Below are 26674 nucleotides of genomic sequence, written 5' to 3' on the forward strand. Positions count from 1 at the left end.
CTCCGGGAGGCGGCCCCTAGAACTTGAGGTTGCCGATCATGCCCGCCACGCTGGTGGTGAGCTGACTGACGGTGGGGGCGATGGAGGAGCTCGCCAGATAGAAGCCCAGCAGCATGCAGACGACCGCGTGCCCGGCCTTCAGCCCCGATTTCCGGATGAGCAGGAAGACGACGATCGCCAGCAGCACCACCGCCGAAATCGAGAGTGCCACGGCGGTTCACCTCCATACATATCGATCGGGAACGGGCAGCGAGCATGTGCCAGGGGGTTCATACCCACCTTGCGCTACGGATCATAACTTTCCGTCCCCACGCACCGATCGGTGCACGGCAGCATTGGGGGGCGCACAGCCGCTAGTTTCGGTCACATGACCTCCCGGCAACAGCCCACGTTCCCCCGCCAGTACGCGCGTACACGGCGCTTCACGCTCGGCGCACCCCGGTCGTTCACCGTGGCGCCCGACGGTTCACGGATCGTTTTCCTGCGCTCTTCCTCGGGGACGGACCCGGTCAACCGGCTGTACGTCCTCGACCTCGACGGCGACGGGGCCCGCGAGCGGGTCGCCGCCGATCCTCCGGTCCTGCTCGGCGGCGCCGAGGAGCACCTGTCGGCCGAGGAGCGCACGCGCCGGGAGCGCGGCCGCGAGACGGCGGGGGGCGTGGTGGACTACGCGACGGACGCCGCCGTGGAGTTGGCGGCGTTCACCCTGTCGGGCGGGTTGTACGTGGCGGAGCTGCGGGCCGGGACGGCCCGCCGGCTGCCCGCGACCGGGCCGGTGATCGACCCGAGGCCGTCGCCGGACGGGCGGCTGGTGGCGTACGTGGCGCGCGGGGCGCTGCGGGTGGTCCCCGTGGAGGCGGACGGGGCGCGAGGGGCGCACGGGACGGCGGGGGCCCACGGGGCCGGCGCGGTGGACCGGGTGCTCGCGGAACCCGAGGGCGAGGACGTGACGTACGGGCTGGCCGAGCACGTGGCGGCCGAGTCGATGGGCCGCTCGCGGGGCTTCTGGTGGTCACCGGGGTCGGACCGGCTGCTGGTGGCGCGGGTGGACGACGGCGCCGTGCGGCGGTGGTGGATCTCCGACCCGGCGCACCCGGACCGGGAGCCGGCGCGCGTGGCGTACCCGGCGGCGGGCACGGACAACGCGGACGTGCGCCTGTTCCTGGTCGGGGTGGCCGGCGGGGAGCGGACGGAGGTCGTGTGGGACCGGGTCCGGTACCCGTACCTGGCGCGGGTGCACTGGTCCTCGGCGGGAGCGCCGCTGCTGCTGGTGCAGGCCCGCGACCAGCGCACTCAGCGGTACCTGGCGGTCGACACGGACTCCGGGGCGACGCGGACGGTCCACGTCGAGGAGGACGCCCGGTGGCTGGAACTGGTCCCGGGTGCGCCGGCGTGGGCGCCGGACGGGCGGCTCGTGCGCGTCGCGGAGGAGGACGGGGCGCGCGTGTTGGTGGTGGGCGAGCGCCCGCTCACGGACGGGGGGTTGCACATTCGGGGCGTACTGGACGTAGGGGACGGGGACGTACTGGTTTCGGCCTCGGCGGGCGAAGGGGCGGATGACCCGGAAATTGGCCAGATCCATGTGTACCGGGTGAGTGGGCGGGGCGTGGAGCGGGTCTCCGAGGGGCCGGGCGTCCACCGGGCGGTCCGCGGCGGCCCGGTGACCGTGCTGGCGTCGGCGGTGCCGGACGGGCCGGGGACGCGGGTGCGGGTGCTGCGGGACGGGCGGCAGATCGCGGTGGTCGCGTCGTACGCCGAGACGCCGGTGCTGTCGCCGCGGCTCGCGCTCACCGTGTCGGGACCGCGGCGGGTGCCGTGCGCGGTGCTGCTGCCCCGCGCGTACCGGGAGGGGGACGGGCCGCTGCCGGTCCTGGTGGACCCGTACGGCGGGCCGCACGGGCAGCGGGTGGTGGCGGCGCACGACCCGCACCTGACGTCCCAGTGGTTCGCGGACCAGGGCTTCGCGGTGGTCGTCGCGGACGGGCGGGGCACGCCGGGCCGTTCGCCGGCCTGGGAGAAGGCGATCGCGGGACGGCAGACCCTGGCGCTGGACGACCAGGTGGCGGCGCTGGAGGGGCTGGCCGGGCGGTTCCCGCTGGACCTGGGGCGGGTGGCGATCCGGGGCTGGTCGTACGGCGGCTGGCTGGCGGGGCTCGCGGTGCTGCGGCGCCCCGACGTGTTCCACGCGGCGGTGGTGGGCGCCCCGGTGACGGACCAGCGGCTGTACGACACCCACTACACCGAGCGGTACCTGGGCGGCCTCCCCCAGGAGGTGCCGGAGGTCTACCGGGCGGGCTCGCTGGTGTGGGACGACGGCCTGGTGGAGGCGCGGGAGCCGGCCCGGCCCATGATGATCGTCCATGGTCTGGCGGACGACAACGTGGTGGCCGCCCACACGCTCCGGCTGTCGTCGGCGCTGCTGGCCGCGGGCCGCCCCCACGAGGTGCTGCCGCTGACGGGCGTGACCCACATGACCCCGCAGGAGGAGGTCGCCGAGAACCTGCTGCTGCTCCAGGTGGACTTCCTGAAGCGGTCCCTGGGCCTGGGGTGAACGGGATCGCCGGGCCCCTCCCGCCGCCGCGGCGCCCCGGGCGGGCGACCGGCCCGGCGGGGGACCTTCCGGCCCGGCGGGTGACCGGCCGGGGCGCGACAGGGCGTCCCGGCCGGTCCACGGCACCCGCACGGCCGTACGGGATCCAGGATGGGGTGTCCGTATATCGGGACGGGGTCGGCCGGGTGTCCTGCCGGTTACGCGGCCCGCGGCCCGCTCCCGCCGGGCGGCGGCGGCCCCGGGACGGGCCGGTCCCGCGGGGGCCCCGCCCCGCCGGCCACGACGGGGAGCTCCTCCGCGAAGTGGCACGCCGAGTCGTGCCGCGCGGGGGTGCCGGCGTCCCGGAACGCCGCGGGGACGGCGAGCAGCGGGACCTCCAGGGCGCACCGCTCGCGCGCCTTCCAGCAGCGGGTGCGGAAGCGGCAGCCGGACGGCGGGTCGGCGGGGGACGGCACGTCGCCGGAGAGGAGGATCCTCTCGCGGCGCTCCCGCGCCTCCGGGTCGGGTACGGGCACGGCGGACAGCAGCGCCTGGGTGTACGGGTGGGTGGGGTGGTCGTAGATCTCGGTGTCGGTGCCCGTCTCGACGATCCGGCCCAGGTACATGACGCCGACGCGGTCGGAGATGTGCCGGACGATCGACAGGTCGTGCGCGATGAAGACGTACGACAGGCCGAACTCGTCCTGGAGCCGCTCCATCAGGTTGACGACCTGCGCCTGGACGGACACGTCGAGGGCGGAGACCGGTTCGTCGGCGACGATGACCCGCGGCCGCAGGGCGAGTCCCCGGGCGATGCCGATGCGCTGGCGCTGCCCGCCGGAGAACTGGTGCGGGTAGCGGTTGACGTGCTCGGGGTTGAGGCCGACGACCTCCAGCAGCTCCCGCACCCTGCGGCGGCGGTCGCCCTTGGGCGCGACCTCGGGGTGGATCTCGTACGGCTCCCCGACGATGTCGCCGACCGTCATCCGGGGGTTGAGCGAGGTGTACGGGTCCTGGAAGACCATCTGGATGTCGCGGCGCACGGCCTTCAGGGCGCGCCCGGACAGGCGCGTGATGTCCTCGCCCTGGTAGCGGATGGACCCGGAGGTGGGGCGTTCCAGGTTGACCAGCGTCCTGGCGACCGTCGACTTGCCGCAGCCGGACTCGCCGACGATGCCGAGGGTCTCGCCGGGGCGCAGCTCGAAGGAGACGCCGTCGACGGCCTTGACCGCGCCGACCTGCTTCCGGAAGAGGACGCCCCGGGTGAGCGGGTAGTGCCGGACGAGGTCCCGTACCTCCAGGATCGGCTCAGCGCGGGGCATCGAGGGGCTCCTTGCGGAGGGTCTCCCGCCAGAAGTGGCAGGCGCTGCGCCGGTCGGCGGAGACCTCGTACAGCGGGGGGTCGTCGGTGCGGCACACGTCGCGGGCGCGGGGGCAGCGCGGGTGGAAGGGGCAGCCGGTCGGGATCGCCGTGAGGCTGGGCGGCAGGCCGCTGATGGCGTACAGCTCCCGCCCCTTCCGGTCGAGGCGCGGGATGGAGTCGAGCAGGCCCTGGGTGTAGGGGTGGGCGGGCGCCCTGTACAGGTCGTGGACGGGGGCCGTCTCGACGATCCGGCCGGCGTACATGACGGCGATGCGGTCCGCGACGTCCGCGACGACGCCGAGGTCGTGGGTGATGAGGACGAGGCCCATGCGCAGTTCCCGCCGCAGCTCGGCGAGGAGTTCCATGACCTGGGCCTGGACGGTGACGTCGAGGGCGGTGGTGGGTTCGTCCGCGATGATGAGGGCGGGTTCCAGGGCCATCGCCATGGCGATCATGATGCGCTGGCGCATGCCGCCGCTGAACTGGTGGGGGTACTGGCCGGCGCGTTCGCGGGCGGCGGGGATGCGGACGCGGTCCATCAGCTCGACGGCCTTGGCGCGGGCGTCCTTCCTCGACGCGCCGCGGTGGACGGTGAACATCTCCGCGAGCTGGTCCCCGACGGTGAGGACGGGGTTGAGGGCGGACAGGGCGTCCTGGAAGACCATCGCCATGCGGGCGCCGCGCACCTTGCGCCGCTCGTCCTCCTTGAGGGTGAGCAGGTCGCGGCCCTGGAAGAGGATCCGCCCGCCGGTGATCCGGCCGGGCGGCGTGTCGAGGATGCCCATGACGGCCTGGGCGGTGACGGACTTGCCGGAGCCGGACTCCCCGAGGACGGCGAGCGTCTCGCCCTCGTCGACGGAGTAGGTGACGCCGTTGACGGCCTTGGCGATGCCCTCGCGGGTGCGGAACTCGACGTGCAGGTCGCGTACTTCCAGCAGCATGGGGCGGCTCCTCAGCGCAGCTTGGGGTCGAGGGCGTCGCGAACGGCGTCGCCGAGCATGATGAACGCGAGGACCGTGAGGCTCAGCGCGCCCGCGGGCCACAGCAGCATGTGGGGGGCGTTGCGGATCTGCGGGGCGGCGTTGGAGATGTCGATCCCCCAGGAGACCGTGGGCGGGCGCAGTCCGACGCCGAGGAACGACAGCGTCGCCTCCAGCGCGATGTAGGTGCCCAGCGCGATCGTCGCGACGACGATGACGGGGGCGACGGCGTTCGGTGCGACGTGCCGCAGCAGGAGCCGTCCGCTGCCGGCGCCCAGTGAGCGGGCGGCCTGGACGTAGTCGTGCTGTGCGGCGGTGATGACGGAGCCGCGGGCGATGCGGGCGATCTGCGGCCAGCCGAGCAGCACGATGAACCCGACCACGGGCCACACGGTGGTGCTGGTGACGACGGACAGGAAGACCAGGCCGCCGAGGACGACGGGGATGCCGAAGAAGACGTCGGCGGTACGGGACAGCAGGGCGTCGCCCCAGCCCCCGAAGAACCCGGCGAGCCCGCCGAGGAGGCTGCCGAGCAGGGCGGCGCCGAGGGTGGCGGCGATCCCGACGGTGATGGAGGCGCGGGCCCCGTGGACGGTGCGGGCGTACACGTCGCAGCCCTGGGTGTCGTACCCGAAGGGGTGGCCGGGCTCCGAGCCCTCCTGCGACTTGGCGAGGTCGCAGCGGAGGGGGTCGGCGTCGGTGAGGACCTGCGGCCAGATCGCGATGAGCACCAGGAAGGCGATGAGCAGCGACGAGACGAGGAAGACGGGGTTGCGGCGCAGCTGGTGCCAGGCGTCGGTCCACAGGCTGCGGGGCCTGCCGCCGGGGCCGGGCGGGGTGCCCTCCTCGCCGGTCGGTTCGGTCTCCCGCTTGTCGAGGGTCTCCGCCTCGCTCATGGCCAGGTCCATGGCGCCGCCGGCGCCGGTCGGGGCGATCGCCTCGCGCGGGTTCTCGTACGGGCCCTTCTCGTACGGGCCCTTCTCGTAGGGCTCAGGCATAGCGGATCCTCGGGTCCAGGACCGCGTAGAGCAGGTCGACGAGCAGGTTCGCCACGAGGAAGACGATCACGAGGATCGTCACGAAGCCGACGACGGTGGGCGAGTTGTTGCGGAGGATGCCCTGGTAGAGCTGGTAGCCGACGCCGTGGATGTTGAAGATCCGCTCGGTGACGATGGCGCCGCCCATCAGCGCGCCCACGTCGGCGCCGATGAAGGTGACGACGGGGATGAGGGAGTTGCGCAGCAGGTGCCGGGTGATGACGCGGTGGCGCGGGAGGCCCTTGGCGATGGCGGTGCGGACGTAGTCGGCGCGGGTGTTCTCGGCGATGGAGGTCCGGCTGAGCCGGGTGACGTACGCGAGGGAGACGAGGGCGAGGACGACGCCGGGGAGGATCAGCTCGTCGAGGCGGGCGTCGGAGGAGACGGACGGGCTGACCCACCCCCACTTCACGCCGAGGAGGAACTGCAGGAGGTACCCGGAGACGAAGGTGGGGACGGAGATGACGACGAGGGTGACGACGAGCAGCCCGGTGTCGAGGGGGCGGCCGCGCTTGAGGCCGCTGACCACGCCGAGGGTGATGCCGACGACGATCTCGATGACGACGGCGACGAGGGTGAGGCGCAGCGTCACCGGGAAGGCGGTGGCCATCAGTTCGGTGACCCGCTGGCCGTTGAACGCGGTGCCGAAGTCGCCCCGGAAGATCGCCCCCATGTAGAGCAGGTACTGCTTCCACAGCGGCTCGTCGAGGTGGAGGTCCTCGCGGATGCGGGCGGCGGTGGCGGGGTCGGGCGCCTTGTCGCCGAACAGCGCCGCGACGGGGTCGCCGAGCGCGTACACCATGAGGAAGATCAGCAGGGTGGTCCCGATGAACACGGGGATCATCTGGAGCAGCCGCCGGACGACGTAACGTCCCATGGGGCCTCCTGACGGGGTGCGGGTGGCTCAGCCGACCGTGATCCGGTCGTACACGGGGACGCTGAACTGGTTGAGCTTCACGTCGGAGAGCCGCTCGGAGTAGCCGGCGCTGCCGTTCTGGTACCAGAGGGGGACGGCGGGCATCTGGGCGGCGAGGATGCGCTCGGCGTCCTGGAAGTGCTTGACGGCGGCGGCCTGGTCGGCTTCGGCGTTGGCGCGGTCGACGAGGGCGTCGAAGCGCCGGTCGGTGAACTTGCCGTAGTTGGAGGAGGCGCCGGTGTAGTACAGGGGCTCCAGGAAGTTCTGGATGAGCGGGTAGTCGGCCTGCCAGCCGGAGCGGAAGGCGCCGGTGACACGGGCCTCCGTGACCTGGTTGCGGAAGTCCGCGAAGGTGCCGACGGGGTTGACGGTGCAGACGGGGCCGCGGCCCAGGACGTTGTTGACGCTGTTGCAGACGGCGTCCATCCACTGGCGGTGGGAGCCGGTGTCGACGTTCGAGGTCAGGGTGATCCTGCCGCCGGGGAGGCCGCCGCCCTCGGCGATGAGCCGCTTGGCCTCGGCCGCGTCGAAGACGCAGGCGTCGCCGCAGAGGTCGGCGTACCCGCCCTTCTCGCCGAGGGCCGGGGAGGTCCAGTCCTTCGCGGGGGTGCGGGTGCCCTGGTAGATCTGCCGGGTGATCTGCTCCCGGTTGATCGCCTTGGAGATGCCGAGGCGGACCTTCTCCATGCCGGGCTTGGACCACTCGGGCCGGTAGAGGGGGAAGACCAGGGTCTGGAGGATGAGGGCCGGCTGGTTGATGTACCGGTCGCCGAGGTCGCTCTCGACGTTCTTGAGCTGCTGGGCGGGGACGTCGTCGACCAGGTCGAGGTTGCCGGAGATGAGGTCCTGGTAGGCGGTGTTGTTGTCGGTGTAGACGCGCAGGTCGACACCGGCGTTCCGGGCCTTGTCGGGGCCCTGGTAGCCGTCCCAGCGGCGCAGCCGCATCTCGCTGCCCCTGGTGTACGAGTCGACGGTGTACGGGCCGTTGCCCACGGGCTTGTTCAGCCAGGCGGCGCGGTCGGTGAAGAACGCCTGCGGCAGGGGCATGAACGCCTGGTAGCCGAGGGTCTCGGGCCAGGTGGAGAACTTGTCCTTCAGGGCGACGGTGAAGGTGCGCTCGTCCTTGACGACGAGTCCGCGCATGCTCTTCGCCCGGGCGGCGCCGGACTCGGGGTGCACGTCCTCGTAGCCGACGATGTCGGAGAAGAACGGGGCGTTGTTCTGCTTGTTGTCGATGTGGGCGGCGTAGTTCCACGCGTCGACGAAGGACCCGGCGGTGACCTTCTCGCCGTTGCTGAAGGTCCAGCCCTTCTTGAGGGTGACGGTGAAGTTCTGCGAGTCGGTCGTCTCGATCGCCTCGGCGACCATGTCCCGGGCCTCGCCCGTCCCGGGGTCGTACCGCTTGAGGCCCCGGAAGACCATGTCGAGGACCTTGCCGCCCTGGACCTCGTTGGTGTTGGCGGGCTCCAGGGGGTTCTGCGGGTCGCTCCAGGAGGAGCTCAGGACGCCGTCGCTCCCACCGCCGCCGCCCCCGCCGCAGGCGGACGCGGTGACCGCGAGGACCGCGGCGACGGCGCAGGCGACCCACGGGGTGGGGTGGCTGGCTCCGCGCATGGGGTGCCTCCTGGGGTTGGGCCGCGGGCAGGACCTAGGCCCAAATATCACCGCATACGGCGCACCCCGCACCCCACGCGCCCCCACACGGTGGACGCCCCGGTGCCTTCCGCGGGCGGACGGGGCAGGGGTTCCGGCTTCCCGCGCCGGTGGCGTACCGCGTCCGGAAAGCCCGAAGGCCCCCCGCCGCGGCGGGGGGGCCTTCGGAGCACGGGTCACTTGGAGTCGGACTCCAGGGACGCCAGGGCGGGGTCGAGGACGACCTCCTTGCCGCCCTTGATGGTGGGCTCCTCCGGGAAGTGGCACGCGGTCAGGTGCCCCTCCGCGTTGCCGGAGATCTGCACCAGCGGCGGCTCGTCCGTCGCGCACTTCTCCTGCGCCTTCCAGCACCGGGTGCGGAACCGGCAGCCGGTCGGCGGGTTGATCGGCGACGGCACGTCACCGGCGAGGCGGATGCGCTCGCGCTGCGGGCCGTCGACCGTGGCCTCGGGCACCGCGGACAGCAGGGCGTGGGTGTACGGGTGGCGCGGCCGGTTGTACAGGGAGTCGCGGTCGGCGACCTCCACGACCTTGCCCAGGTACATCACCGCGACGCGCTGCGAGAAGTGCCGCACGACCGCCAGGTCGTGGGCGATGAAGAGGAAGGCGATGCCCATCTCCTCCTGGACCTTCTGCAGCAGGTTCACGACCTGCGCCTGGATCGACACGTCCAGGGCCGACACCGGCTCGTCCGCGATGATCAGCTTCGGCTGCAGCGCCAGGGCGCGGGCGACGCCGATGCGCTGGCGCTGGCCGCCGGAGAACTCGTGCGGGAAGCGGTTGTAGTGCTCCGGGTTCAGGCCGACCGTCTCGAGGAGCTCGCGGACGCGCTTCTCGCGGCCGCCGGGCGGGTTGATCCCGTTGACCTCCATCGGGCTCTTGATGATCGTGCCGACGGTCTGCCGCGGGTTCAGCGACGAGTACGGGTCCTGGAAGATCATCTGGATCTCGGACCGGATCGGCGCCAGCTGCTTGCGCTTGGCGTGGGTGATGTCCTGGCCCGCGTACTCGATCTTGCCGCCGGTGGGCTCCAGCAGCCGGGTGATCAGCCGGCCGGTGGTCGACTTGCCGCAGCCGGACTCACCGACCAGGCCCAGCGACTCGCCGGCGAACATCGTGAGGTCCACGCCGTCGACCGCCTTGACGGCACCGACCTGGCGCTTGAAGGGGAAACCGCCGTAGATGGGGAAGTGCTTCTGCAGCCCCTCCACCTTCAGCAGCGCTTCTCCCTGCTGCTTTGCTCCCTGCTGCGGCAGAGTGACGTTCTCGCTCATGTCTCTGCGTCTCCTCAGCCCAGCCGGGGCTTGATCTGATCGATGAAGATGGACTGCTTCTGCTCACCCGTGAGGTGGCAGGCCGCGGCGCGGCCGTCGGCCAGCAGCGGCCGCTCGGTCGAGCAGAGGTCGCCGGGGACCTCGTCCCTGAAGCGGCACCGCGGGTGGAAGCGGCAGCCGGTGGGCGGGTTCAGCAGGCTCGGCGGGGTGCCGGGGATCGGCACGAGCGCCTCGCTGGTGTCACCGCCGAGGCGCGGCATCGAGCTGAGCAGGCCCCAGGTGTAGGGGTGCTTCGGCTCGCTCAGCACCTCGCGGACGCTGCCGCGCTCGACGGCCCGGCCCGCGTACATCACCAGCAGGTCGTCCGCCATGTTGGCGATGACGCCGAGGTCGTGGGTGATGAAGATGATCGCCGAGCCGAACTCCTGCTGGAGGTCGCGCAGCAGGTCCAGGATCTGGGCCTGCACGGTCACGTCGAGGGCCGTGGTCGGCTCGTCGGCGATGAGCAGTTCGGGGTCGCACATCAGCGACATGGCGATCATGGCGCGCTGGCGCATGCCGCCGGAGAACTGGTGCGGGTAGTCGTCGAACCGGGTCTGCGGCTGCGGGATGCCGACCTTCGCCAGCATCTCGATCGCGCGGTCCTTCGCCTCCTTCTTGGAGGCCCCGCGGTGCTTCATGAACGGCTCGGACAGCTGCCGGCCCACCGTGTAGTACGGCGAGAGCGCCGTCAGCGGGTCCTGGAAGATCATCGCGGCCTTGTTGCCGCGGATCTTCTCCATCTCCTTCTCGGAGGCGGTGGTCAGCTCCTGGCCGTCCAGGATGATCTCGCCCTGGATGTCGGTCGTCTTGCGGTTGTGCAGGCCGAGGACCGTCAGGTTGGTCACGGACTTGCCGGAACCCGACTCGCCGACGATGCCCAGCGTCTTGCCGCGCTCGATGTCGAACGACAGTCCGTCTACGGCCCGGACGACGCCGTCCTCGGTGGAGAAGGCCACGCGCAGGTCGCGGACCGAGAGGAAGGCCTCCGGCCCGGTCGGGGCCGGCTTGTCTTCGGTCTTGGTCAGTGTGGTCACGGTCGTTCTCCTAGGCGAGGCGCACGCGCGGGTCGATGTAGGCGTAGGCGATGTCCACGACGATGTTGAGGAGCAGGATGAAGAAGGCTCCGAACAGCATCACGCCCATCGTGAGCGGCAGGTCCTTGCTCACCGACGCGTCGACCGCGAGACGGCCGACACCGGCCAGGTCGAAGGTGAACTCGGTGACGACGGCGCCCGAGAGGAGCGCGCTGAGGTCCATGCCGATGATGGTGACGATGGGCGTCAGGGAACCACGCCAGGCGTACCGGAAGAAGACGTACCGCTGCGGCATGCCCTTTGCGCGGGCCGTGCGGACGTGCTCCTCCTGGAGCTGCTCGATCATCGTCGAGCGCGCCATACGCGTGTACTGGGCGGTGAAGATGGTCGCCATCACGGCCCAGGGGATCAGCAGGCCGGTGGCCCAGGCGAGCGGGTCCTCGGTGAACGGCGTGTAGCTCGGGTTCTCCATCCAGCCGGTGGAGTAGACCATGAGGCCGAGCACGATGGCGCCGAGGAAGTAGATCTGGAACGAGCTGAGCACCATCGAGGCGCCACTGACGAACTTGTCGACCTTGGTGCCGCGCTTCCAGGCGGCGAGCATGCCGGAGCCGAGGCCCAGCACCAGGAAGATGATGAGGCCACCGACGGTGAGCGACACGGTGAGCGGGAAGCGGTCGACGATCGAGTCCCACACGAAGTCGCCCGAGTCGAAGGACATGCCCAGGCACGGCGCCGCGCAGTGCCCTTGCGCGAAGTCGCGGCCGGCGACGATACCCACCATGAAGGTCCAGAACTGCGTGGTGATGGGCTTGTCGAGACCGAGGTTCTCCCGGATGACGGCCAGGTTCTCCGGCGAGCAGTTCTTGCCACAGGAGAGGGCGGCGAAGTCCTGGGGGATTGTGTAGAACAGGAAGAACGTGAAGGCGCCGATCAGGAACATGATCACGACGGCGCCGGTCAACCTGCGGATGAGGAACTGAAGCATGGCGGGCAGCTGCTCTCTTCGGAAGCGGCGGGCGGTGAGAGGTGGGGGCCCGCGGGGGTGCGCTCCGCCTGGCGCGCACCCCCGCGGGTCAGCCGAGGTTCGGGATTACGGCTGCTTCAGGTACAGGTCGTTGATGTTGATGTAGCTCGAGTTGGTGCTGTACCGGGCACCGCCGATGTTCGAGCCGAAGAGCTGCAGCTGCTTCGAGTAGTAGACCGGGGCGGCCGGGTTGACCTCCTCGACGATGCGCTTGTGCGCCTCTTCCCACTTCTTGGCGGCCTGCTCCGGCTGGAGCTTCAGGGCCTCCTGGATGAGGGCGTTGACCTTCGGGTCGTTGATGTGCGAGTAGTTCGGCGCACCGTCGGCGATCTGCGTGCCGTCGTAGACCGGGGTGACGACCGTGGAGGGGGAGGACCAGTCCTGGCCCCAGCCCGTCATGTAGATGTCGTACGGGTTCTTGAGCTTGCCGACCTGCTCGTAGAAGGTGGCGCGCTCAACTTCCTTGAGCTGGACGTCGAAGCCGATCGCCTTCAGCGAGTCCTTGATGATGACCGACTGCTTCTGGCCGCGCGGGGTGTTGGCGTAGGCGTAGGACAGCTTGGTGCCCTCCTTGACGCCGGCCTCCTTGAGGAGCTGCTTGGCCTTCTCGATGTCGCCGTTCGGCTTCTTCTTCTTGCCGAACGGGTCGTAGTTCGGGTCGTGGCCCGGCAGGGTCGGGGCGAACAGGCCGCCAGCGATCTCGCCGCCGTACTTGCCGCCGTCGGCCTGGATCATCCGCTCGTTCGGGATGGCGTAGGTGATCGCGTCACGGACCTTCTTGTCCTTGACCCGGTCCAGGTTGAAGGTGAGCTGCCAGACGTACGGCTGGTAGCCCTTGACCGTGCGCTTGTTGACCTCCGGCTTGGTGACGACGTCGCGGACCAGCGACGTCTCGACCGAGTCGGTGAACTGGATGGCGTTCTTCGCCTCGCCCTGGTCGGCGATCAGACGCTTCGTCTGGCTGGTCGCGTCGATGGTGTTGGTGAAGTTGTAACCATCCACGTACTGGTGGCGGACCGAGTCGGTCTTCGGGTCCCAGTTGGTGTTGCGCACCAGCTTGAGGGACTTGCCGGCCTTGTACTCGGCGATCTTGTACGGACCGAGCGCCTTGGGCGCCTTGTCGTACTTCTCCTTCGTGTCCTGCTTGGCGGGCACGATGGCGTAACCGGCCATGGCCAGGGCCTGCGGCAGGTCGGGGCGCGGCTGGTCGAACTTGAAGATGACCGTCTTCGCGTCCGGGGTCTCCAGGACGGTGTTCGGCAGGTGCTTGCCGGTGTACGGACCGTCCGGCAGCGCCTTGCGGTAGTCCGCACCGGACAGCCAGGTCTGCAGGAACGTCGGGCCGTCGAAGATGACCTTCGAGTAGAGGCGCTCGACGGAGTGCCGGATGTCGGCGGACGTGATGACGTTGCCGTCCTCGTCCTTGACGCCGTCCTTCAGCGTGTACTTCCAGGTCTTGCCGCCGTCGGTGGTCTGGCCGGAGTCGGTGGCGATGTCACCGACGACGGTCAGGTTGCCCTTGGCGTCCTCCTGGTAGTTGGTCAGCTTGCGGAAGACCAGGTTGGCGAACTGGCCGCCGTCGGAGACGTAGATCTGGCCCGGGTCCATGTGGCTGAGGTCGGACTGCTGGTACACCTCGATGAAGCCACCGGACTTGGCACCCGGCACCTCCTTGGCCGGACCGGTGGAGGCAGCGGCGTCGCCGTAGACGACCGGCTTCGACTGCTCGGCCGCGTCGCTGGCGCCCGGGGCGGCCTTGCCGGTGTCGCCCTTGCCCTTTTCGTTGCTGCTGCAGCCGGTCAGCACCAGAGAGCCGGCCGCCATGGCGACGACTATGGCGCGCGCGGAGCGCGATCGGATGGACTTCATGATGCTCGTGCACCTACCTGTGAGTTGTTGTCCAGAAAAGTGCTGCCTGCCGTCCGGTTGCCCGGTGCGGGGGCGGCAGCTCCCCCGCCCGTGGACGTCACCGTCCGGTCTTGGGGTCGAACGCGTCGCGGACCGAGTCACCCAGCAGGTTGAAGGCGAGGATGAAGACCACCAACGCGATACCGGGGAAGAACATGAACGCCGGGTCCTGCTCGTAGATCTTGGAGCCGATGGAGAACATCCGCCCCCAGTCCGGCGTGGACTCGTTGAAGCCGACACCGACGTACGAGAGGAACGCGATCGACAGGATGGCGCTGGGCAGCATGTAGGTGCCCTGCACCAGGATCGGGGTCACGATGTTCGGGAGGATCTCCTTGCGGACGATCCTCCACCGGGAGGCACCGGAGACCAGCGCGGCCTCTACGAACTCGCGCTCACGGATGGTCAGTGCGGAGCTGCGCACCAGGCGCGCCATGCCCATCCAGCCGAGGAACCACATCACGAGGACGATCGCCACGGCCCGAAGGTAGGTCGGCGTCTCCTCGCGCGGGTCCACGAACAGCGCGGTCACGACGGGCATGAAGGCGATGAAGAAGAGCTGGCTCGGGAAGGCGAGGAAGAAGTCGGTGACCCGGCCCAGCCAGTAGTCCACCTTGCCGCCGAAGAAGCCGCCGACCATGCCGATCAGGACACCGGTGAGGACGGAGAGCACCGTCACGACCACCGCCAGATACAGCGAGGTGCGGATGCCGTAGAGCAGCATCGTGAACACGTCGCGGCCCAGGTTGGGTTCGATGCCGAACCAGAACTCGCCGGAGACGCCGCCGAAGGTGCCGTACGGCATGCCGAAGTCGTCGAGGATGTCCTCGTATCCCGGCACGGACGGGTACAGCGTGTACGGGTCCTTGCCGTAGAGCGAGGAGATCACGGGCGCCAGTGCGCCGATGAGGAAGAAGAAGACGACCACGAAGGCGGAGACCACACCGACGCGGTCGCGCTTGAAGCGCATCCACATCAGCTGGCCGGGCGAACGCCCCTGGTGGCCCTGCTTGGTCTCCTCCGCGGCTTCGGTCTCGGCCGTGGCGTCTTTGTCCAAGGCGACGGAGGCTTCGGGGCCCTCGATCTCAGTTGGACTGGTCATGGTGTGTCCATTTCACGGGTGTCGGATGACCCGCGATCCTGCGCGTGCGGCGACGGCCGGGTGGGTGCACCCGGTCGATCAGGGCCGCTGCCTGACATCCTCCCGGACGTTCCGGGCATGCCGGGCACCCGTGGCCGGGTACGACGGCAGCACCGCACGCCGGACGGGAAGCGTCCCGAGGGCGTGGGCCGGAAGGAAGGTCAGCAGGGGTGGTTTCTCCCCCGAGGAGCGCGAGCCGAGCGGTTGACCGGGTCTCAGAATCGCCGACCGCTGCAGGCGGCCCGACCGGTTGACGTACACGGGTGACCGGCCGTTGGAGCCAGCTGCGACGACCCGACCCCACTGGCGCTCGTGGCACCGCGCATGGGTTCCTCCTCATGAGTCCACGTATTCACTGCATGGTTGGGTACGGGGCACTCCGCCGACACCCCTGACGGCGAAGTGCTGTACCACGTGTGCTCGTGAGTCGGCGCTCCCCACAGCGCGTGACCCATCGACCCGAGCTCAGTGGAGCCAACTATTAAGTACGACCGGGCTGTAAACCACACTTAAAGGGTCTCGTTTTGACAACATCGCCCAAGTGCCACTGCCCGAAATCCAGACAAACTGAGCACAGACAGACACCCGCGAAACGGACTGTTAACACAAGTTCCGGAGAGCGACGGTCGATAACCGGACGCTTCGCGGGCGAAAACGCCTTGACGCAGACGCGTCAGGCATCTCGGGCGCCGGCCCTCCGGAAGGGCCGCGTGGTGGCCGGAAAGCGCCGGTCGAGAGGTCCGTCACGGCGTCGGTCGAGAGGTCCGTCACACCGTCGCGCGGACGCGGCGACGGCCGCCGGGTTCGAAACCCGGCGGCCGTCGGTGGTGGCGTGCGCGGCGGCGAGCCGCTCCCCGTGCGCGCGTGTCAGCCGTGCTTGGCGCGGGACGCCGTGCGGGCGCGCTCGCGCGCGTCCAGGTTGACCTTGCGGATGCGGACCGCCTCCGGGGTCACCTCGACGCACTCGTCGTCGCGGCAGAACTCCAGGGACTGCTCCAGGGAGAGCTTGCGCGGCGGGACGATCGCCTCGAACGAGTCGGCCGAGGACGACCGCATGTTCGTGAGCTTCTTCTCCTTGGTGATGTTGACGTCCATGTCGTCGGAGCGCGAGTTCTCACCGACGATCATGCCCTCGTACACCTCGGTGCCGGGCTCCACGAAGAGGACGCCGCGCTCCTGGAGGTTGGTCATCGCGAAGGCGGTGACCGCGCCGGAGCGGTCGGCGACGAGCGAACCGTTGTTGCGGGTCGTCAGCGTGCCGAACCACGGCTCGTGGCCCTCGTGGATGGAGTGGGCGATGCCCGTGCCGCGCGTCTGCGTCAGGAACTCGGTACGGAAGCCGATCAGGCCGCGGGACGGGACGACGAACTCCATGCGCACCCAGCCGGAGCCGTGGTTGGACATGTTGTCCATGCGGCCCTTGCGGACGCCCATGAGCTGCGTGACGGCGCCCATGTGCTCCTCGGGCACGTCGATGGTCATGCGCTCGACCGGCTCGTGGACCTTGCCGTCGATCTCCTTGGTGACCACCTGCGGCTTGCCGATGGTCAGTTCGAAGCCCTCGCGGCGCATCTGCTCGACCAGGATGGCCAGCGCCAGCTCGCCGCGGCCCTGCACCTCCCAGGCGTCGGGGCGCTCGGTGTCCAGGACGCGCAGCGAGACGTTGCCGACCAGCTCGCGGTCCAGGCGGTCCTTCACCTGGCGGGCGGTGACCTTCCGGTCCTTCACGGCCGCCTTGTTGTCCGCGCCCTTGCCGGTGGCGCCACGGCCGACCAGCGGCGAGGTGTTCGTACCGATGACCATCGAGATCGCCGGCTCGTCGACCGTGATCAGCGGCAGCGCGATCGGGTTCTCCGGGTCGGCCAGCGTCTCGCCGATCATGATGTCGGGGATGCCGGCGACGGCGCAGATGTCGCCCGGGCCCGCCTTCTCGGCCGGCTTGCGGGTCAGCGCCTCGGTCATCATCAGCTCGCTGATGCGGACGTTGGAGACGGTGCCGTCGCGCTTGATCCACGCGACCGTCTGGCCCTTGCGCAGCTCGCCCTGCTCGACGCGGAGCAGCGCGATGCGGCCGAGGAAGTTGTCGGCGTCCAGGTTGGTGACGTGGGCCTGGAGCGGGGCCTCCTCGTCGTACACCGGGGCCGGGATGTGCTCCAGGATCGTGGAGAAGAACGGCTCCAGGTTGGTGGAGTCCGCCGGGACCGTGCCGTCCTCCGGCTTGGTCAGCGACGCGATGCCGTCGCGACCGCAGGCGTAGACGATCGGGAACTCGATCTGCTCCTCGTCCGCGTCCAGGTCGAGGAAGAGGTCGTAGGTCTCGTTGACGACCTCGTCGATCCGGGAGTCCGGGCGGTCCGTCTTGTTGATGCAGAGGATCACCGGCATGCGGCGCTGCAGGGCCTTGCGGAGCACGAAGCGGGTCTGCGGCAGCGGACCCTCGGAGGCGTCCACCAGGAGCACGACGCCGTCGACCATCGACAGGCCGCGCTCGACCTCGCCGCCGAAGTCGGCGTGGCCGGGGGTGTCGATGATGTTGATCGTGATCGGGGCCCCGCCGTCCTTGGGGTGGTACTTCACCGCCGTGTTCTTGGCGAGGATCGTGATGCCCTTCTCACGCTCCAGGTCGTTCGAGTCCATCATGCGGTCGTCGACGGAGTCGAGCTGGTGGGCGGCGAAGGCACCCGCCTGCTTGAGCATGGCGTCGACGATGGTCGTCTTGCCGTGGTCGACGTGGGCGACGATGGCTACGTTACGGATGTCGTGGCGCGTGGGCATGGGTGGCTGGCGCTTCTCTCGGATCGTGGGTGCGGCGTCTCGTTTTCCTCAGTACGCCCGCCGGGCGGACGCGCCACGGCTCTGTCCATGGTACGGGGCTGCCGCACACTCGGCCTCCCGGGCATGATCGTGCCCGCCGGGAGCCCCGGCGGGCAACGGATCTGAGCGGTTTCTGAGCTTGTTCGCCGCGCCTTCACTTCCTCTTCGGCACCGCGAACCCGATGTTCTCGTAGCGCGGCGTCGCGAAGCCGAAGGCGCCCGCGTTGACCACGTTCTTCCTGACGGCGACGAGCTCGGGCCGCTGGAAGAGGGGGATCGACCCGGCGGCGGCCCAGATGCGGGCGTCGGCGCGGCGCACCAGGTCGCGGGCGGCCTTCTCGTCCAGCTCCGCGGCGGCCTGGTCGAAGAGCTGGTCGATGTGGTCGGTGCCCACGCGCGTGTAGTTCTGCTCCACCAGCAGCGAGCCGTCCGTGGCGGGCTCCGGCTTGGCGTGGATCGGCCGGCCGTCCGTGGCGGGGAAGGCGGTGCCGGGCCAGGAGTAGAGGGCGAGGTCGTAGTCGCCGGAGGCGATGTGGTCCTTGAAGAAGCTCTCGTCCGGGACCTTGACGATCTCGGTGCGGACGCCGATGCGGTCCAGCATCGCCGCGATCCTGTCGCCGACCGCCCGCAGCGACCCGGAGCCGGGGCCGGCGGGCAGGACGAAGCGGAGGCTCAGCGGCCGGCCGTCCTTGCCGAGGGGGCCCGCGGCGGGGCCGGGGGCGGGCTTCCCGGTCGGGGCGGCGGTGCCGGCGGGGGCGTACGCGCCGGGGGCGCCGCCCTTGGCCTTGGGGTGTTCGGGGCCGGAGGCGTCCCGGGGGTCCTCGGCGGCCCCGGCCCCCCGGGCGCCGGTCCGGGCGCCGGTGGTGAGGGCGGCCGTGACGGCGCGGGCCTGGCCGAGGACGAGCCTGCTGTGGACGGCCGCGGCCGGGGCGGGCGCGAGGACGTGCGTGCCGGGCCCGCCGTCGGCGGCCCGCTTGTCGTCGCCGACGATGTACAGGCCCTCGTCGGACGGCAGGTCCACCGTCTTCGCCCCGCCCGCCGTGCCCGGCGGACGGGCGGGCGCGACGGGCGCGGGGGGTGCGGCGGGCGCGGCGGCGGGCGAGGCGCCCTTCGACGGGCTCCCCGAGGCCGGCGCCCCCGCCTTGGTGCCCTCCTTCGGCGCGGCGCTCGCGCGGGCGCCCGCCTTCGTCCAGCCCGCGTCGGCGAGCAGGGCGAGGGCCTCCTCGGTGTCCTGGCCGCCCAGGGCGCCGCTGTTGTCGGCGTACGCGTCCTGCCCGGCCAGCGCCAGGTGGGAGCCCAGCGGCTCGGCGGGGAGCCCCAGCGGGGCCAGGACGGCCTCGGCCAGCTCGCGGCGGTCCAGGGCGCGGGCGACCGCCCGGCGCACCCGCTCGTCGGCGAGCGGCCCGGACTCGCCGTTCAGGGCGAGCTGGGTGTACGCGGGCTCCAGCGTCCTGCGGACGACGTAGCCGCGCAGGGCCCGCTGCTCGGCCTCGTGCAGGGCGGCGGCCCGCCGGTCGCGAAGCCGCGCGGCGCGCGCCTCGGCGGCCTTCTCCTCGTCGGAGCCGTGCGCGGTGGCCCAGGACTTCAGGGCGGCGGAGGGCGCCTTGGCGGCGTCGGGCCCGTGCGCGGAGGAGGAGCGGCCCTTCGCGCCCGCCCGGCCCTCGCGCGCCGCGCGGGCGACCCGGGCGGCGACGGACGCGTCGACCTCGGCGACGTCGACGGTGCCCGTGGCGAGCGCCGCGGCGCGGCGCTCGCGCGGGACGGCGCGCAGGACGAGGCTGTCGAGCTTCGCGGGCTCGCCCCACCAGCGCGGTTCGCGCACCAGGGTGAGGGTGCCGGCCTTCGCGTCGACCGCCTTCAGCCGGAACGGCCCCGCGGTCCGCGGCAGCCCGGTGCGGGCGCCGTCGTTGAAGGTCGCCGGCGACCCCGTGACCTCCTTCGGGTACAGCGGTGTGAACAGCGACTTCCAGTCGGCGTAGCGCTTGCCGAAGGTGACCCGGACCTCCAGGTCGTCGGCGCCGCGCTCGATCTTCTCGATGCGCTCGTACCCGGCGTTGCGCGCCGTCCAGTACGCGCTGTCGCGGCCGCGCAGGGCCCGCCACTGGGCGACGAAGTCGGCGGCGCCGACCTCGCGGCCGTCGCTCCACACGGCCTGCTGGTGCAGCCGGTACCGGACGACCTGCTTGGGTTCGCGCTCGATGACCTCGGCGGACTCCAGGTAGTCCGGGTTGGGCTGCGGCCGGCCGCGCTCGTCGAGGGTGAAGAGGGCGGGCAGCACGGCCCCGGCGACCCGGGCGGTGGCGGCGTCGGCGTCGGCCTGGAAGGCGTTGAGGGTGCTGGGCAGCGCGTCGACCGCCCAGCTCAGGGTGCCTCCGTCGGCGACCGCCGGGCGGGGCGCGGCCGCGATGTCCGCGGGGACGGCCCGGGCCTCGCTCTCCTCGTCCCCGGAGCTGCAGCCGGCGAGTACGGACACGGCGAGCGCCCCGCTGGTGAGGAGCGCGGCGGACCGAAGGGCGCGGACGCCGACCTGGGACATGGCTTGTACCTCTTCGTCCGGGTTTCCTGAATTTGGAGATGATCACACCTATTGCCCATACACTGAAGGGGAACGGACGGGTGGGTCGGCGGCGACACGGCGGGGGCGGTCCGAAAGCCCACCCGTGTGGCCCAACGGGCCCCGGAGGTGAGGGCAACCGATGTCGCTCCAGGACGATGTGGCCGCCGTCCGGCGGCGCCTCGACGACCTGGCCCGCTCGATCGGGCAGCTGGAACGGGACCTCGCGCGGCAACGGCCGGAGGCGGACCGCCGCCCCGACGCCGCGCCGGGCCGCCCGGAGGGCCTGGTGCCGCTCTCCGGCCCCCCGTACGGCACCTCCCCGGGGCGGGACCCCGACGACGAGGGCCCCGGTGCCCGGCGCCGCGGGGCCCCGTGACGACCCGGCCGTCCGGTCGCGGCGGTCCGGGGCCCGGCCTAGCCTCACTCCTGTGACGCGCCGAGCCCCCCGCGCCCTCGTGGCCCTCCTCACCGGGCTGCTGGCGGCGGTGTGCTGGCTGGTGGGACCCGCCGCCCCGGACGGGCGCGCGGAGGACCCCGGCCCCCTGGCCCGGCGGGGCCAGATCACCGACCGGGTCGACGCCCTCGGGACGCGCGCGCCGGACGTGGCCCGGGCCCTCGACCGGCTCTACGACGAACAGCGCCTCCAGCTGTTCGTCGTGTACGTGCGGGACTTCTCCGGGCGCTCCCCGCAGCAGTGGGCCGACGCGACCGCCGACCGCAACGGGCTCGGCACCGACGACGTGCTGCTCGCGGTGGCGACGCGGGAGCGGCGGTACGCGTACACGGCCGACGCGGCGGGCCGGCTGGCGCAGGACCGGCTGGACGAGGTGGCGCGCACCGCCGTGGAGCCCGCGCTGCGCGCCGACGACTGGGCGGGCGCCGCGATCGGGGCCGCCGAGGGGTACGGCGCGGTCCTGGCGGGACGGCCCGTACCGGTACCGGCGATCACCCCGGGCACGCCCGACCCGGGCGACGGCGGGAGCCCCGGCGCGGACCTGGTCGTCCCGGTGGTGCTGGTCGCCGGGGCGCTGGCGGTGGCCGGGTACGCGTACACGAGCCGGCGCCGGCGGGCCCGGACCCGGACGACACCGCACGGCGGGACGGCCGTGCCGGGGGTCCGGGACCTGGACGAGCGGACGCGGCGGACGCTGGTGGAGACGGACGACGCGGTGCGGACGAGCCGGGAGGAGCTGGGGTTCGCGGTGGCGCAGTTCGGCGAGGCGGCGGCGAAGCCGTTCGCCGAGGCCGTCGCGTACGCGGAGGACGAGCTGACGGCGGCCTTCCGGCTGCGGCAGCGGCTCGACGACGCCGAACCGGAGGACGAGGTGACGCGGCGGACGATGCTGGAGGAGATCACCGCCCGGTGCGCGGACGCGGAGCGGCGCCTCGACGAGGAGTCGGCGGCCTTCGACGCGCTGCGCGACCTGGAACGCACGGCCCCGGCGGCCCTGGCGGCGGCGGAGGCGGCGCACCGGGACCTGGAGGGGCGCCTGACGACGGCGGAGGCCGCGCTCACGGCGATGCGCTCCCGCTACGCGGACACGGCGGCGGCCCCCGTCGCCACGGCCCCCGACCAGGCCAGGGCCCGCCTCGCCTTCGCGGCGGCGAACCTGGCCCGGGCCCGGCAGGCCCTGGAGACCCGCACGGCGGCGGGCAGCGGGCCCCCGCCGCCCGGCACCGGACCGGACCCGGCGCACGGCGCCGCCCGGACGGGCGGAGGACCGGAGGAGGCCGGCGGGCCGGCGGCCGCCGCCCTGTACCTGCGGGCCGCCGAAGGGGCCGTCGGGCAGGCCGCCCGGCTGATCGAGGCCGTGGACCGGCGGGCCGTGGAACTGGCGGAGGCCGCCGGGAAGCTGCCCGGGGCGCTCGCGGAGGCCGAGGCCGACCTCGCGGAGGCCCGCGGCGTACTGGAGGGCACGCCCGGCGGAGCCCCGACGGCCGGGCTGCGGGGCCGGGCGGCACGGCTGGAATCCGTCGTACGGGACGTGCGGCGCGCGGTGGAGGCCGGCCGGTACGACCCCCTCGACGTGCTGCGCCGCACCGAGGAGGCCGACGCGGCGCTGGACGAGGCGCTGGAACGGGAGGACGGCGCACGGCGGGCGCGCGCGTTCCTGGACCAGGCGCTGCTGACCGCCCGGTCGTCGGTGGGCGCCGCGGAGGACTACCTGGCGACGCACCGGGGCGCCGTGGCCGGCGTGGCCCGCACCCGGCTCGCGGAGGCCCGGCGCCACCTGGCGGAGGCGTCCGGCGCCGGCACGGACACGGACCCGCGCACCGCGCTGGCACGGGCCCAGCAGGCGGACGCGCTGGCCCGGCAGGCACAGGCGCTGGCCGAGCAGGACGTACGGCTGCGCGGCACCCTCGGCGGACCTCCCGGGGGCCTCGGGGGCGCCGTGCTCGGCGGGATCCTGCTGGGCGGCCTCATGGGCGGCGGGCGGCCCGGCGACTTCCCGGGCGGCCCGGCGAGCTTCGGCGGCGGGAGGACGCGGGGCCGGCTCGGCGGCGGGGGGCGCTTCTGACCACACGCACGGCGGGCCGGGTGCCCGCACGCCCCACGGGTACCGCACCCGCACCCGGACCGCGCGCCGCGGGCGCGTACCGCACGACACGCACAAGGAGAGGTGCCATGACCAAACACTCCGTCCTCGGCCGGGTCGCCCAGCTGGCGAAGGCCAACATCAACGCCCTCCTCGACCAGGCCGAGGACCCGGAGCTGATGCTCGACCAGCTGATCCGCGACTACTCGGAGAACATCGGCGAGGCCGAGGAGGCGGTCGCCGCGACCATCGGGAACCTGCGGCTGCTGGAGGACGACCACCGGGAGGACGTGGAGGCGGCCCGCGAGTGGGGCGAGAAGGCCCGCGCGGCGAGCGCCAAGGCCGACGAACTGCGCGGCTCGCAGCGGCCCGAACTGGCCGACAAGTTCGACAACCTGGCGAAGGTCGCACTCGGCCGGCAGCTCCGGTCCGAGAAGGAGGCCCAGGCCGCCGAACCGATGATCGCCTCCCAGACGGAGGTCGTCGAACAGCTGAAGACGGGCCTGGACCGGATGCGGGAGAAGCTGGCCGACCTGCGGACCCGGCGCGACGAACTCGTGGCCCGCGCCCGCTCGGCGGAGGCCCGCAACCGGATGCTCGACGCCGTACGGAGCATCGACGTCCTGGACCCGACCAGCGAGATCAGCCGGTTCGAGGACAAGGTGCGCCGCGAGGAGGCCAAGGCCCTGGGCAAGCAGGAACTGGCCGCTTCGTCCCTGGACGCCCAGTTCGAACAGCTGGACGCGGCGGGGGACACGGCGGAGATCGAGGCGCGGTTGGCGGCGTTGAAGGCTGCGTGATTTTTTTGGCTCGTTCCGCCTCCGGGGCGCTGGGAGCGGGTGTCGGGAAGTCGACCGTGCTCGGCCCCTCGTACCTCGGGGCCTGCGCGCGCTCGTCTTCCCGACACCCGCGCGCCCCTTCGGCTCCACGAGCGGCCCAACACGGCACCCTCCCCCTCCCCGGCACAGAGGTGGCCCCGCACGAAGCGCACCCCACCGGCCCGGCACCCGCGCGCCCTCCCGGCTCCACGAGCACTACAGGGGGCATCCCCCTCCCCGGCACAGATGCGGCCCCGCACGAAGCGCGCCCCCACCGGCACAGCACCCGGGCGCCCTCCCGGTTCCACGAGCGGCCTGGAGGGGCGCCGTCCCCTTCCTCGGCACAGGTGTGGCCCCGCACGAAGCGCGCCCCCGCCGGCACGGCACCCGGGCGCCCTCCCGGTTCCACGGGCGGCCTGGAGGGGCGCCCCGGGTGCGGGGGTGCGTCAGAACATGCTCAGGAGCTGGTCCACCGTGGGTTCCGTCGTGCTCTCCCCGTCGGGGAGGGCCAGTTCGAACCAGACCGTCTTGCCGCGGGGCGTCCGCCGTGAGCCCCAGCCGGCGCTGAGCAGCCCGACGAGCTGGAGCCCGCGGCCGCCCTCGTCGGTGTCGCGGGCGCGGCGGCGGCGGGGCTGGACGAGGCCCGCGTCCCACACCTCGCACACCAGCGTGCGGTCGCGCAGCAGGCGCAGCCGGATCTCGCCCTCGCCGTAGCGCAGGGCGTTGGTGACGAGTTCGCTGACGAGCAGTTCGACGGTGTCGATCAGCGGCTCCAGCTCCCAGGCGGTCAGCTGGGCGCGGGCCAGTTCGCGGGCGCGTCCCACGGACCGGGGCTCGCGCGGCAGCCGCCAGTCGCCGACCGCCTCGGCGGGCAGCCCGCGGACCCGGGCCATCAGCAGCGCGATGTCGTCCTGGCCGTGCCGGGTGTCGAGGGTGTTGAGGACGTGGTCGCAGGCGTCCTCCAGCGGCCGCTCGGGACCGGTGAGGACGCGCTGGAGCGCCTGCAGGCCCTCGTCCAGGGGATGGTCGCGGGACTCGACGAGCCCGTCGGTGTAGAGGGACAGCAGCGCCCCCTCGGGCAGTTCGACCTCGACCTCCTCGAACGGCTCCCCGCCCACGCCGAGCGGCATCCCCGGCGGTACGTCGAGCAGCCGCGCCTCCTGCCCGGGCGCGACCAGCACGGGCGGCAGGTGGCCGGCGTTGGCGAACGTGCAGCGCCGGGTGACGGCGTCGTACACGGCGTACACGCAGGTCGCCAGGTACACCTCGGACAGTTCGGGTCCGCGCGGCTTGTGGGCCGCGCGCGACGACTGGGCGCCGATGGGCGCGCCGAGGCCACGGGCGATCTCGTCCAGGTGGGAGAGGACCTCGGCCGGTTCGAGGTCGAGCTGCGCCAGGGTGCGTACGGCGGTGCGGAGTTCGCCCATGGCGACGGCGGCGCGCAGGCCGCGGCCCATGACGTCGCCGACGACCAGGGCGGTGCGGTGGCCGGGCAGGTCGATGACGTCGAACCAGTCGCCGCCGACCTCGGTGGCGGCGTTGCCGGGGAGGTAGCGGCAGGCGATGTCCAGTCCGGCGGCCTCCGGGTCGCCGGGCGGGAGGAGGCTGCGCTGGAGGATCAGGGCGCGCTCGTGTTCGCGGCGGTAGAGGCGGGCGTTGTCGATGCAGACGGCGGCGCGGGCGGCGAGCTCGACGGCGAGGGCCCGGTCGCGTTCCCCGAACGGCTCGCTGCCCTTCGCGCGGGAGAACTGGACGAGCCCGACGACGGTGTCGTGGGCGACCATCGGCACGGCGAGGGTGGAGTGGACGAGGCCGTCGTCGGCGGGGACGAGGACGGGGCGGCCGGTGTGCAGGGCCTTGGCGCAGGGCGAGTGGAACGGGAAGCGGTGGACGGAGCCGACGAGGGGGGACCGGGCCTCGCAGCAGGCGGGCCCGCCGGCCGACGGGCCGACCAGGGGCGGCGTGTCGGAGACGGCGCTGGCGAAGGCGACCCGGCGGAGCTGGGCGGTGCGCCCGCCGGCCTGGCCCGGCGGGGCCTCGTCACCGGCGAGGAGGCCCTGGTAGAGGTCGACGGCGGCGAGGTCGCAGAAGCCGGGGACGGCGACGTCGAGGAGTTCGCGGGCGGTGGTCTCCAGGTCCAGGGACGTGCCGATGCGGGCGGTCGCCTCGTTGAGGAGGGCGAGGTTGCGGCGGGCGCTGGCGGCCTCGCGGGCGGCGTTGTGACGGCGGGTCACGTCGGTGCTGAGACCGGCGACGCCGATGGGGCGGCCGGAGCCGCTGTGCACCCGGTAGAGGTTGACGGACCAGTGGCGGCGCTCGGTGGAGCCGGGGACGGTCCCGACGATCTCCAGGTCGGTGACGGCCTCGCCGGTCTCCAGGACGCGGCGGAGCGCGGCGGTCATCCGGTCCGCCTCGGGACGGGAGAGGTAGTCGTGGACGGTGCGGCCGCGGTGGCCCTCGGCGGTGCCGCCGAAGACGGTGGCGAAGCGCTGGTTGGCGCGCTGGACCGTCAGGTCCGTACCGAACAGCAGGAAACCGAAGGGAGATTGTCCGAATATCGCCTGTGATGAGGCCAGGTCGGTCTCGATCCGGCGCAGAGCGCGCACGTCCACGGCGATGCAGACGGCACCGCGTTCGCCGTGCTCGGTCTCGCTCGGCATGACGTACACCTCGGCGAGGCCGCGCGCGTGCCGCTCACCGGGGACGCGGAAGGGGACGAGGCCCGTCCACTCCTTGCCGTCGAGGATCTCGGCGACCTTGCGGTGGCCGCGCGGCCGCAGCTCGGCGGGGATGAACGCCTCGACGGGGTCCATGCCCCTGACCGCCTCGGCGGGGATGCCGAACATCTCGGCGGCCCGCAGGCTCCACTGGTCGACGAGCCCGTCGGGGCCGATGGAGAACGACGCCACTCTGATGTAGTCGTAGATCGAGCCAGGCGGGTTGCTCTGCCACACGACGCCGTCCGCCGTCCCAGGTATCTCGCTCACGCGACCGTCCCCTCCAGCTCACCGCACCGGACCGGCCATTCCCGCAGTATTCAGCA

18 protein-coding genes are annotated in these 26674 nt (G+C 72.3%); 4 read left to right on the forward strand and 14 right to left on the reverse strand.

Translation table 11 applies throughout. The features are described 5' to 3' along the window. Positions 1-16: 16 nt before the first annotated feature. Positions 17-211, reverse strand: coding sequence for a hypothetical protein (locus tag IE106_RS01540; protein WP_058940607.1), 195 nt, complete (start codon positions 209-211; stop codon positions 17-19). Positions 212-367: 156 nt separating this feature from the next. Between IE106_RS01540 and IE106_RS01545 the strand changes: the two genes are divergently transcribed. Next, positions 368-2551 (forward strand): prolyl oligopeptidase family serine peptidase, encoded by a 2184-nt coding sequence (locus tag IE106_RS01545; protein ID WP_189529393.1) that lies wholly within the window; start codon positions 368-370, stop codon positions 2549-2551. 197 nt (positions 2552-2748) lie between these two features. Here the strand turns inward: IE106_RS01545 and IE106_RS01550 are convergent, their stop codons facing one another. The 12 genes from IE106_RS01550 to IE106_RS01605 all read right to left on the reverse strand — a co-directional run bounded on the left by IE106_RS01550 (position 2749) and on the right by IE106_RS01605 (position 20255). Next, positions 2749-3852 carry an ABC transporter ATP-binding protein gene (locus IE106_RS01550; RefSeq protein ID WP_189529394.1) on the reverse strand — a complete coding sequence of 368 codons (1104 nt, stop codon included), beginning with the start codon at positions 3850-3852 and terminating at the stop codon, positions 2749-2751. Continuing rightward, positions 3839-4834 (reverse strand): ABC transporter ATP-binding protein, encoded by a 996-nt coding sequence (locus IE106_RS01555; protein WP_189529395.1) that lies wholly within the window; start codon positions 4832-4834, stop codon positions 3839-3841. Before IE106_RS01555 ends, IE106_RS01550 begins: the two co-directional genes overlap by 14 nt. Before the next feature lie 11 nt (positions 4835-4845). Then, on the reverse strand, positions 4846-5871 hold the full coding sequence (locus tag IE106_RS01560) for an ABC transporter permease (protein WP_189529396.1): 1026 nt from the start codon (positions 5869-5871) through the stop codon (positions 4846-4848). Continuing rightward, positions 5864-6787 carry an ABC transporter permease gene (locus IE106_RS01565; RefSeq protein ID WP_189529397.1) on the reverse strand — a complete coding sequence of 308 codons (924 nt, stop codon included), beginning with the start codon at positions 6785-6787 and terminating at the stop codon, positions 5864-5866. Before IE106_RS01565 ends, IE106_RS01560 begins: the two co-directional genes overlap by 8 nt. Positions 6788-6814: 27 nt before the next feature. Continuing rightward, positions 6815-8440 carry a peptide ABC transporter substrate-binding protein gene (locus IE106_RS01570; RefSeq protein WP_189529398.1) on the reverse strand — a complete coding sequence of 542 codons (1626 nt, stop codon included), beginning with the start codon at positions 8438-8440 and terminating at the stop codon, positions 6815-6817. Between the two features lie 215 nt (positions 8441-8655). After that, on the reverse strand, positions 8656-9753 hold the full coding sequence (locus IE106_RS01575; RefSeq protein WP_189529399.1) for an ABC transporter ATP-binding protein: 1098 nt from the start codon (positions 9751-9753) through the stop codon (positions 8656-8658). 14 nt (positions 9754-9767) lie between these two features. Further along, on the reverse strand, positions 9768-10829 hold the full coding sequence (locus IE106_RS01580) for an ABC transporter ATP-binding protein (protein ID WP_189529400.1): 1062 nt from the start codon (positions 10827-10829) through the stop codon (positions 9768-9770). A 10-nt stretch (positions 10830-10839) separates the two neighbouring features. Next, positions 10840-11817, reverse strand: coding sequence for an ABC transporter permease (locus IE106_RS01585; protein WP_189529401.1), 978 nt, complete (start codon positions 11815-11817; stop codon positions 10840-10842). Between the two features lie 105 nt (positions 11818-11922). Next, a complete protein-coding gene (locus tag IE106_RS01590; protein WP_189529402.1) occupies positions 11923-13725 on the reverse strand; it encodes an ABC transporter substrate-binding protein in 1803 nt (600 codons plus the stop codon). 97 nt (positions 13726-13822) lie between these two features. After that, a complete protein-coding gene (locus tag IE106_RS01595; RefSeq protein ID WP_189529403.1) occupies positions 13823-14866 on the reverse strand; it encodes an ABC transporter permease in 1044 nt (347 codons plus the stop codon). Positions 14867-15772: 906 nt separating this feature from the next. After that, entirely contained in the window at positions 15773-17680 is a 1908-nt protein-coding gene (typA, locus tag IE106_RS01600; protein WP_189529404.1) for a translational GTPase TypA, read from the reverse strand. Positions 17681-17873: 193 nt separating this feature from the next. Then, positions 17874-20255 (reverse strand): ABC transporter family substrate-binding protein, encoded by a 2382-nt coding sequence (locus IE106_RS01605; protein WP_189529405.1) that lies wholly within the window; start codon positions 20253-20255, stop codon positions 17874-17876. A 160-nt stretch (positions 20256-20415) separates the two neighbouring features. Here IE106_RS01605 and IE106_RS01610 point away from each other — a divergent pair, with 160 nt between their 5' ends. From IE106_RS01610 to IE106_RS01620, 3 genes are all read left to right on the forward strand, one after another. Beyond that, a complete protein-coding gene (locus IE106_RS01610) occupies positions 20416-20652 on the forward strand; it encodes a hypothetical protein (RefSeq protein ID WP_189529406.1) in 237 nt (78 codons plus the stop codon). 52 nt (positions 20653-20704) lie between these two features. Continuing rightward, the gene (locus IE106_RS01615) at positions 20705-22795 is read left to right on the forward strand and encodes a TPM domain-containing protein (RefSeq protein ID WP_189529407.1); all 2091 of its coding nucleotides are present in this window, start codon (positions 20705-20707) and stop codon (positions 22793-22795) included. 107 nt (positions 22796-22902) lie between these two features. Next, entirely contained in the window at positions 22903-23613 is a 711-nt protein-coding gene (locus IE106_RS01620; protein WP_189529408.1) for a PspA/IM30 family protein, read from the forward strand. Between the two features lie 464 nt (positions 23614-24077). On the opposite strand, the gene IE106_RS01625 is transcribed toward IE106_RS01620, so the two are convergent. After that, positions 24078-26618, reverse strand: coding sequence for a SpoIIE family protein phosphatase (locus IE106_RS01625; RefSeq protein ID WP_189529409.1), 2541 nt, complete (start codon positions 26616-26618; stop codon positions 24078-24080). Positions 26619-26674 lie beyond the last annotated feature (56 nt).

Origin of the sequence: Streptomyces roseolilacinus, assembly GCF_014649335.1 — a bacterium.
Classification (GTDB): domain Bacteria; phylum Actinomycetota; class Actinomycetes; order Streptomycetales; family Streptomycetaceae; genus Streptomyces; species Streptomyces roseolilacinus.

Excerpts from the sequence above, each read along its gene's own strand:
- IE106_RS01545 (WP_189529393.1), top strand. The coding sequence starts at position 368 with ATGACCTCCCGGCAACAGCCCACGTTCCCCCGCCAGTACGCGCGTACA.
- IE106_RS01550 (WP_189529394.1), bottom strand. The coding sequence starts at position 3,852 with ATGCCCCGCGCTGAGCCGATCCTGGAGGTACGGGACCTCGTCCGGCAC.
- IE106_RS01555 (WP_189529395.1), bottom strand. The coding sequence starts at position 4,834 with ATGCTGCTGGAAGTACGCGACCTGCACGTCGAGTTCCGCACCCGCGAG.
- IE106_RS01560 (WP_189529396.1), bottom strand. The coding sequence starts at position 5,871 with ATGCCTGAGCCCTACGAGAAGGGCCCGTACGAGAAGGGCCCGTACGAG.
- IE106_RS01565 (WP_189529397.1), bottom strand. The coding sequence starts at position 6,787 with ATGGGACGTTACGTCGTCCGGCGGCTGCTCCAGATGATCCCCGTGTTC.
- IE106_RS01570 (WP_189529398.1), bottom strand. The coding sequence starts at position 8,440 with ATGCGCGGAGCCAGCCACCCCACCCCGTGGGTCGCCTGCGCCGTCGCC.
- IE106_RS01575 (WP_189529399.1), bottom strand. The coding sequence starts at position 9,753 with ATGAGCGAGAACGTCACTCTGCCGCAGCAGGGAGCAAAGCAGCAGGGA.
- IE106_RS01585 (WP_189529401.1), bottom strand. The coding sequence starts at position 11,817 with ATGCTTCAGTTCCTCATCCGCAGGTTGACCGGCGCCGTCGTGATCATG.
- IE106_RS01590 (WP_189529402.1), bottom strand. The coding sequence starts at position 13,725 with ATGAAGTCCATCCGATCGCGCTCCGCGCGCGCCATAGTCGTCGCCATG.
- IE106_RS01595 (WP_189529403.1), bottom strand. The coding sequence starts at position 14,866 with ATGACCAGTCCAACTGAGATCGAGGGCCCCGAAGCCTCCGTCGCCTTG.
- typA (WP_189529404.1), bottom strand. The coding sequence starts at position 17,680 with ATGCCCACGCGCCACGACATCCGTAACGTAGCCATCGTCGCCCACGTC.
- IE106_RS01605 (WP_189529405.1), bottom strand. The coding sequence starts at position 20,255 with ATGTCCCAGGTCGGCGTCCGCGCCCTTCGGTCCGCCGCGCTCCTCACC.
- IE106_RS01610 (WP_189529406.1), top strand. The coding sequence starts at position 20,416 with ATGTCGCTCCAGGACGATGTGGCCGCCGTCCGGCGGCGCCTCGACGAC.
- IE106_RS01620 (WP_189529408.1), top strand. The coding sequence starts at position 22,903 with ATGACCAAACACTCCGTCCTCGGCCGGGTCGCCCAGCTGGCGAAGGCC.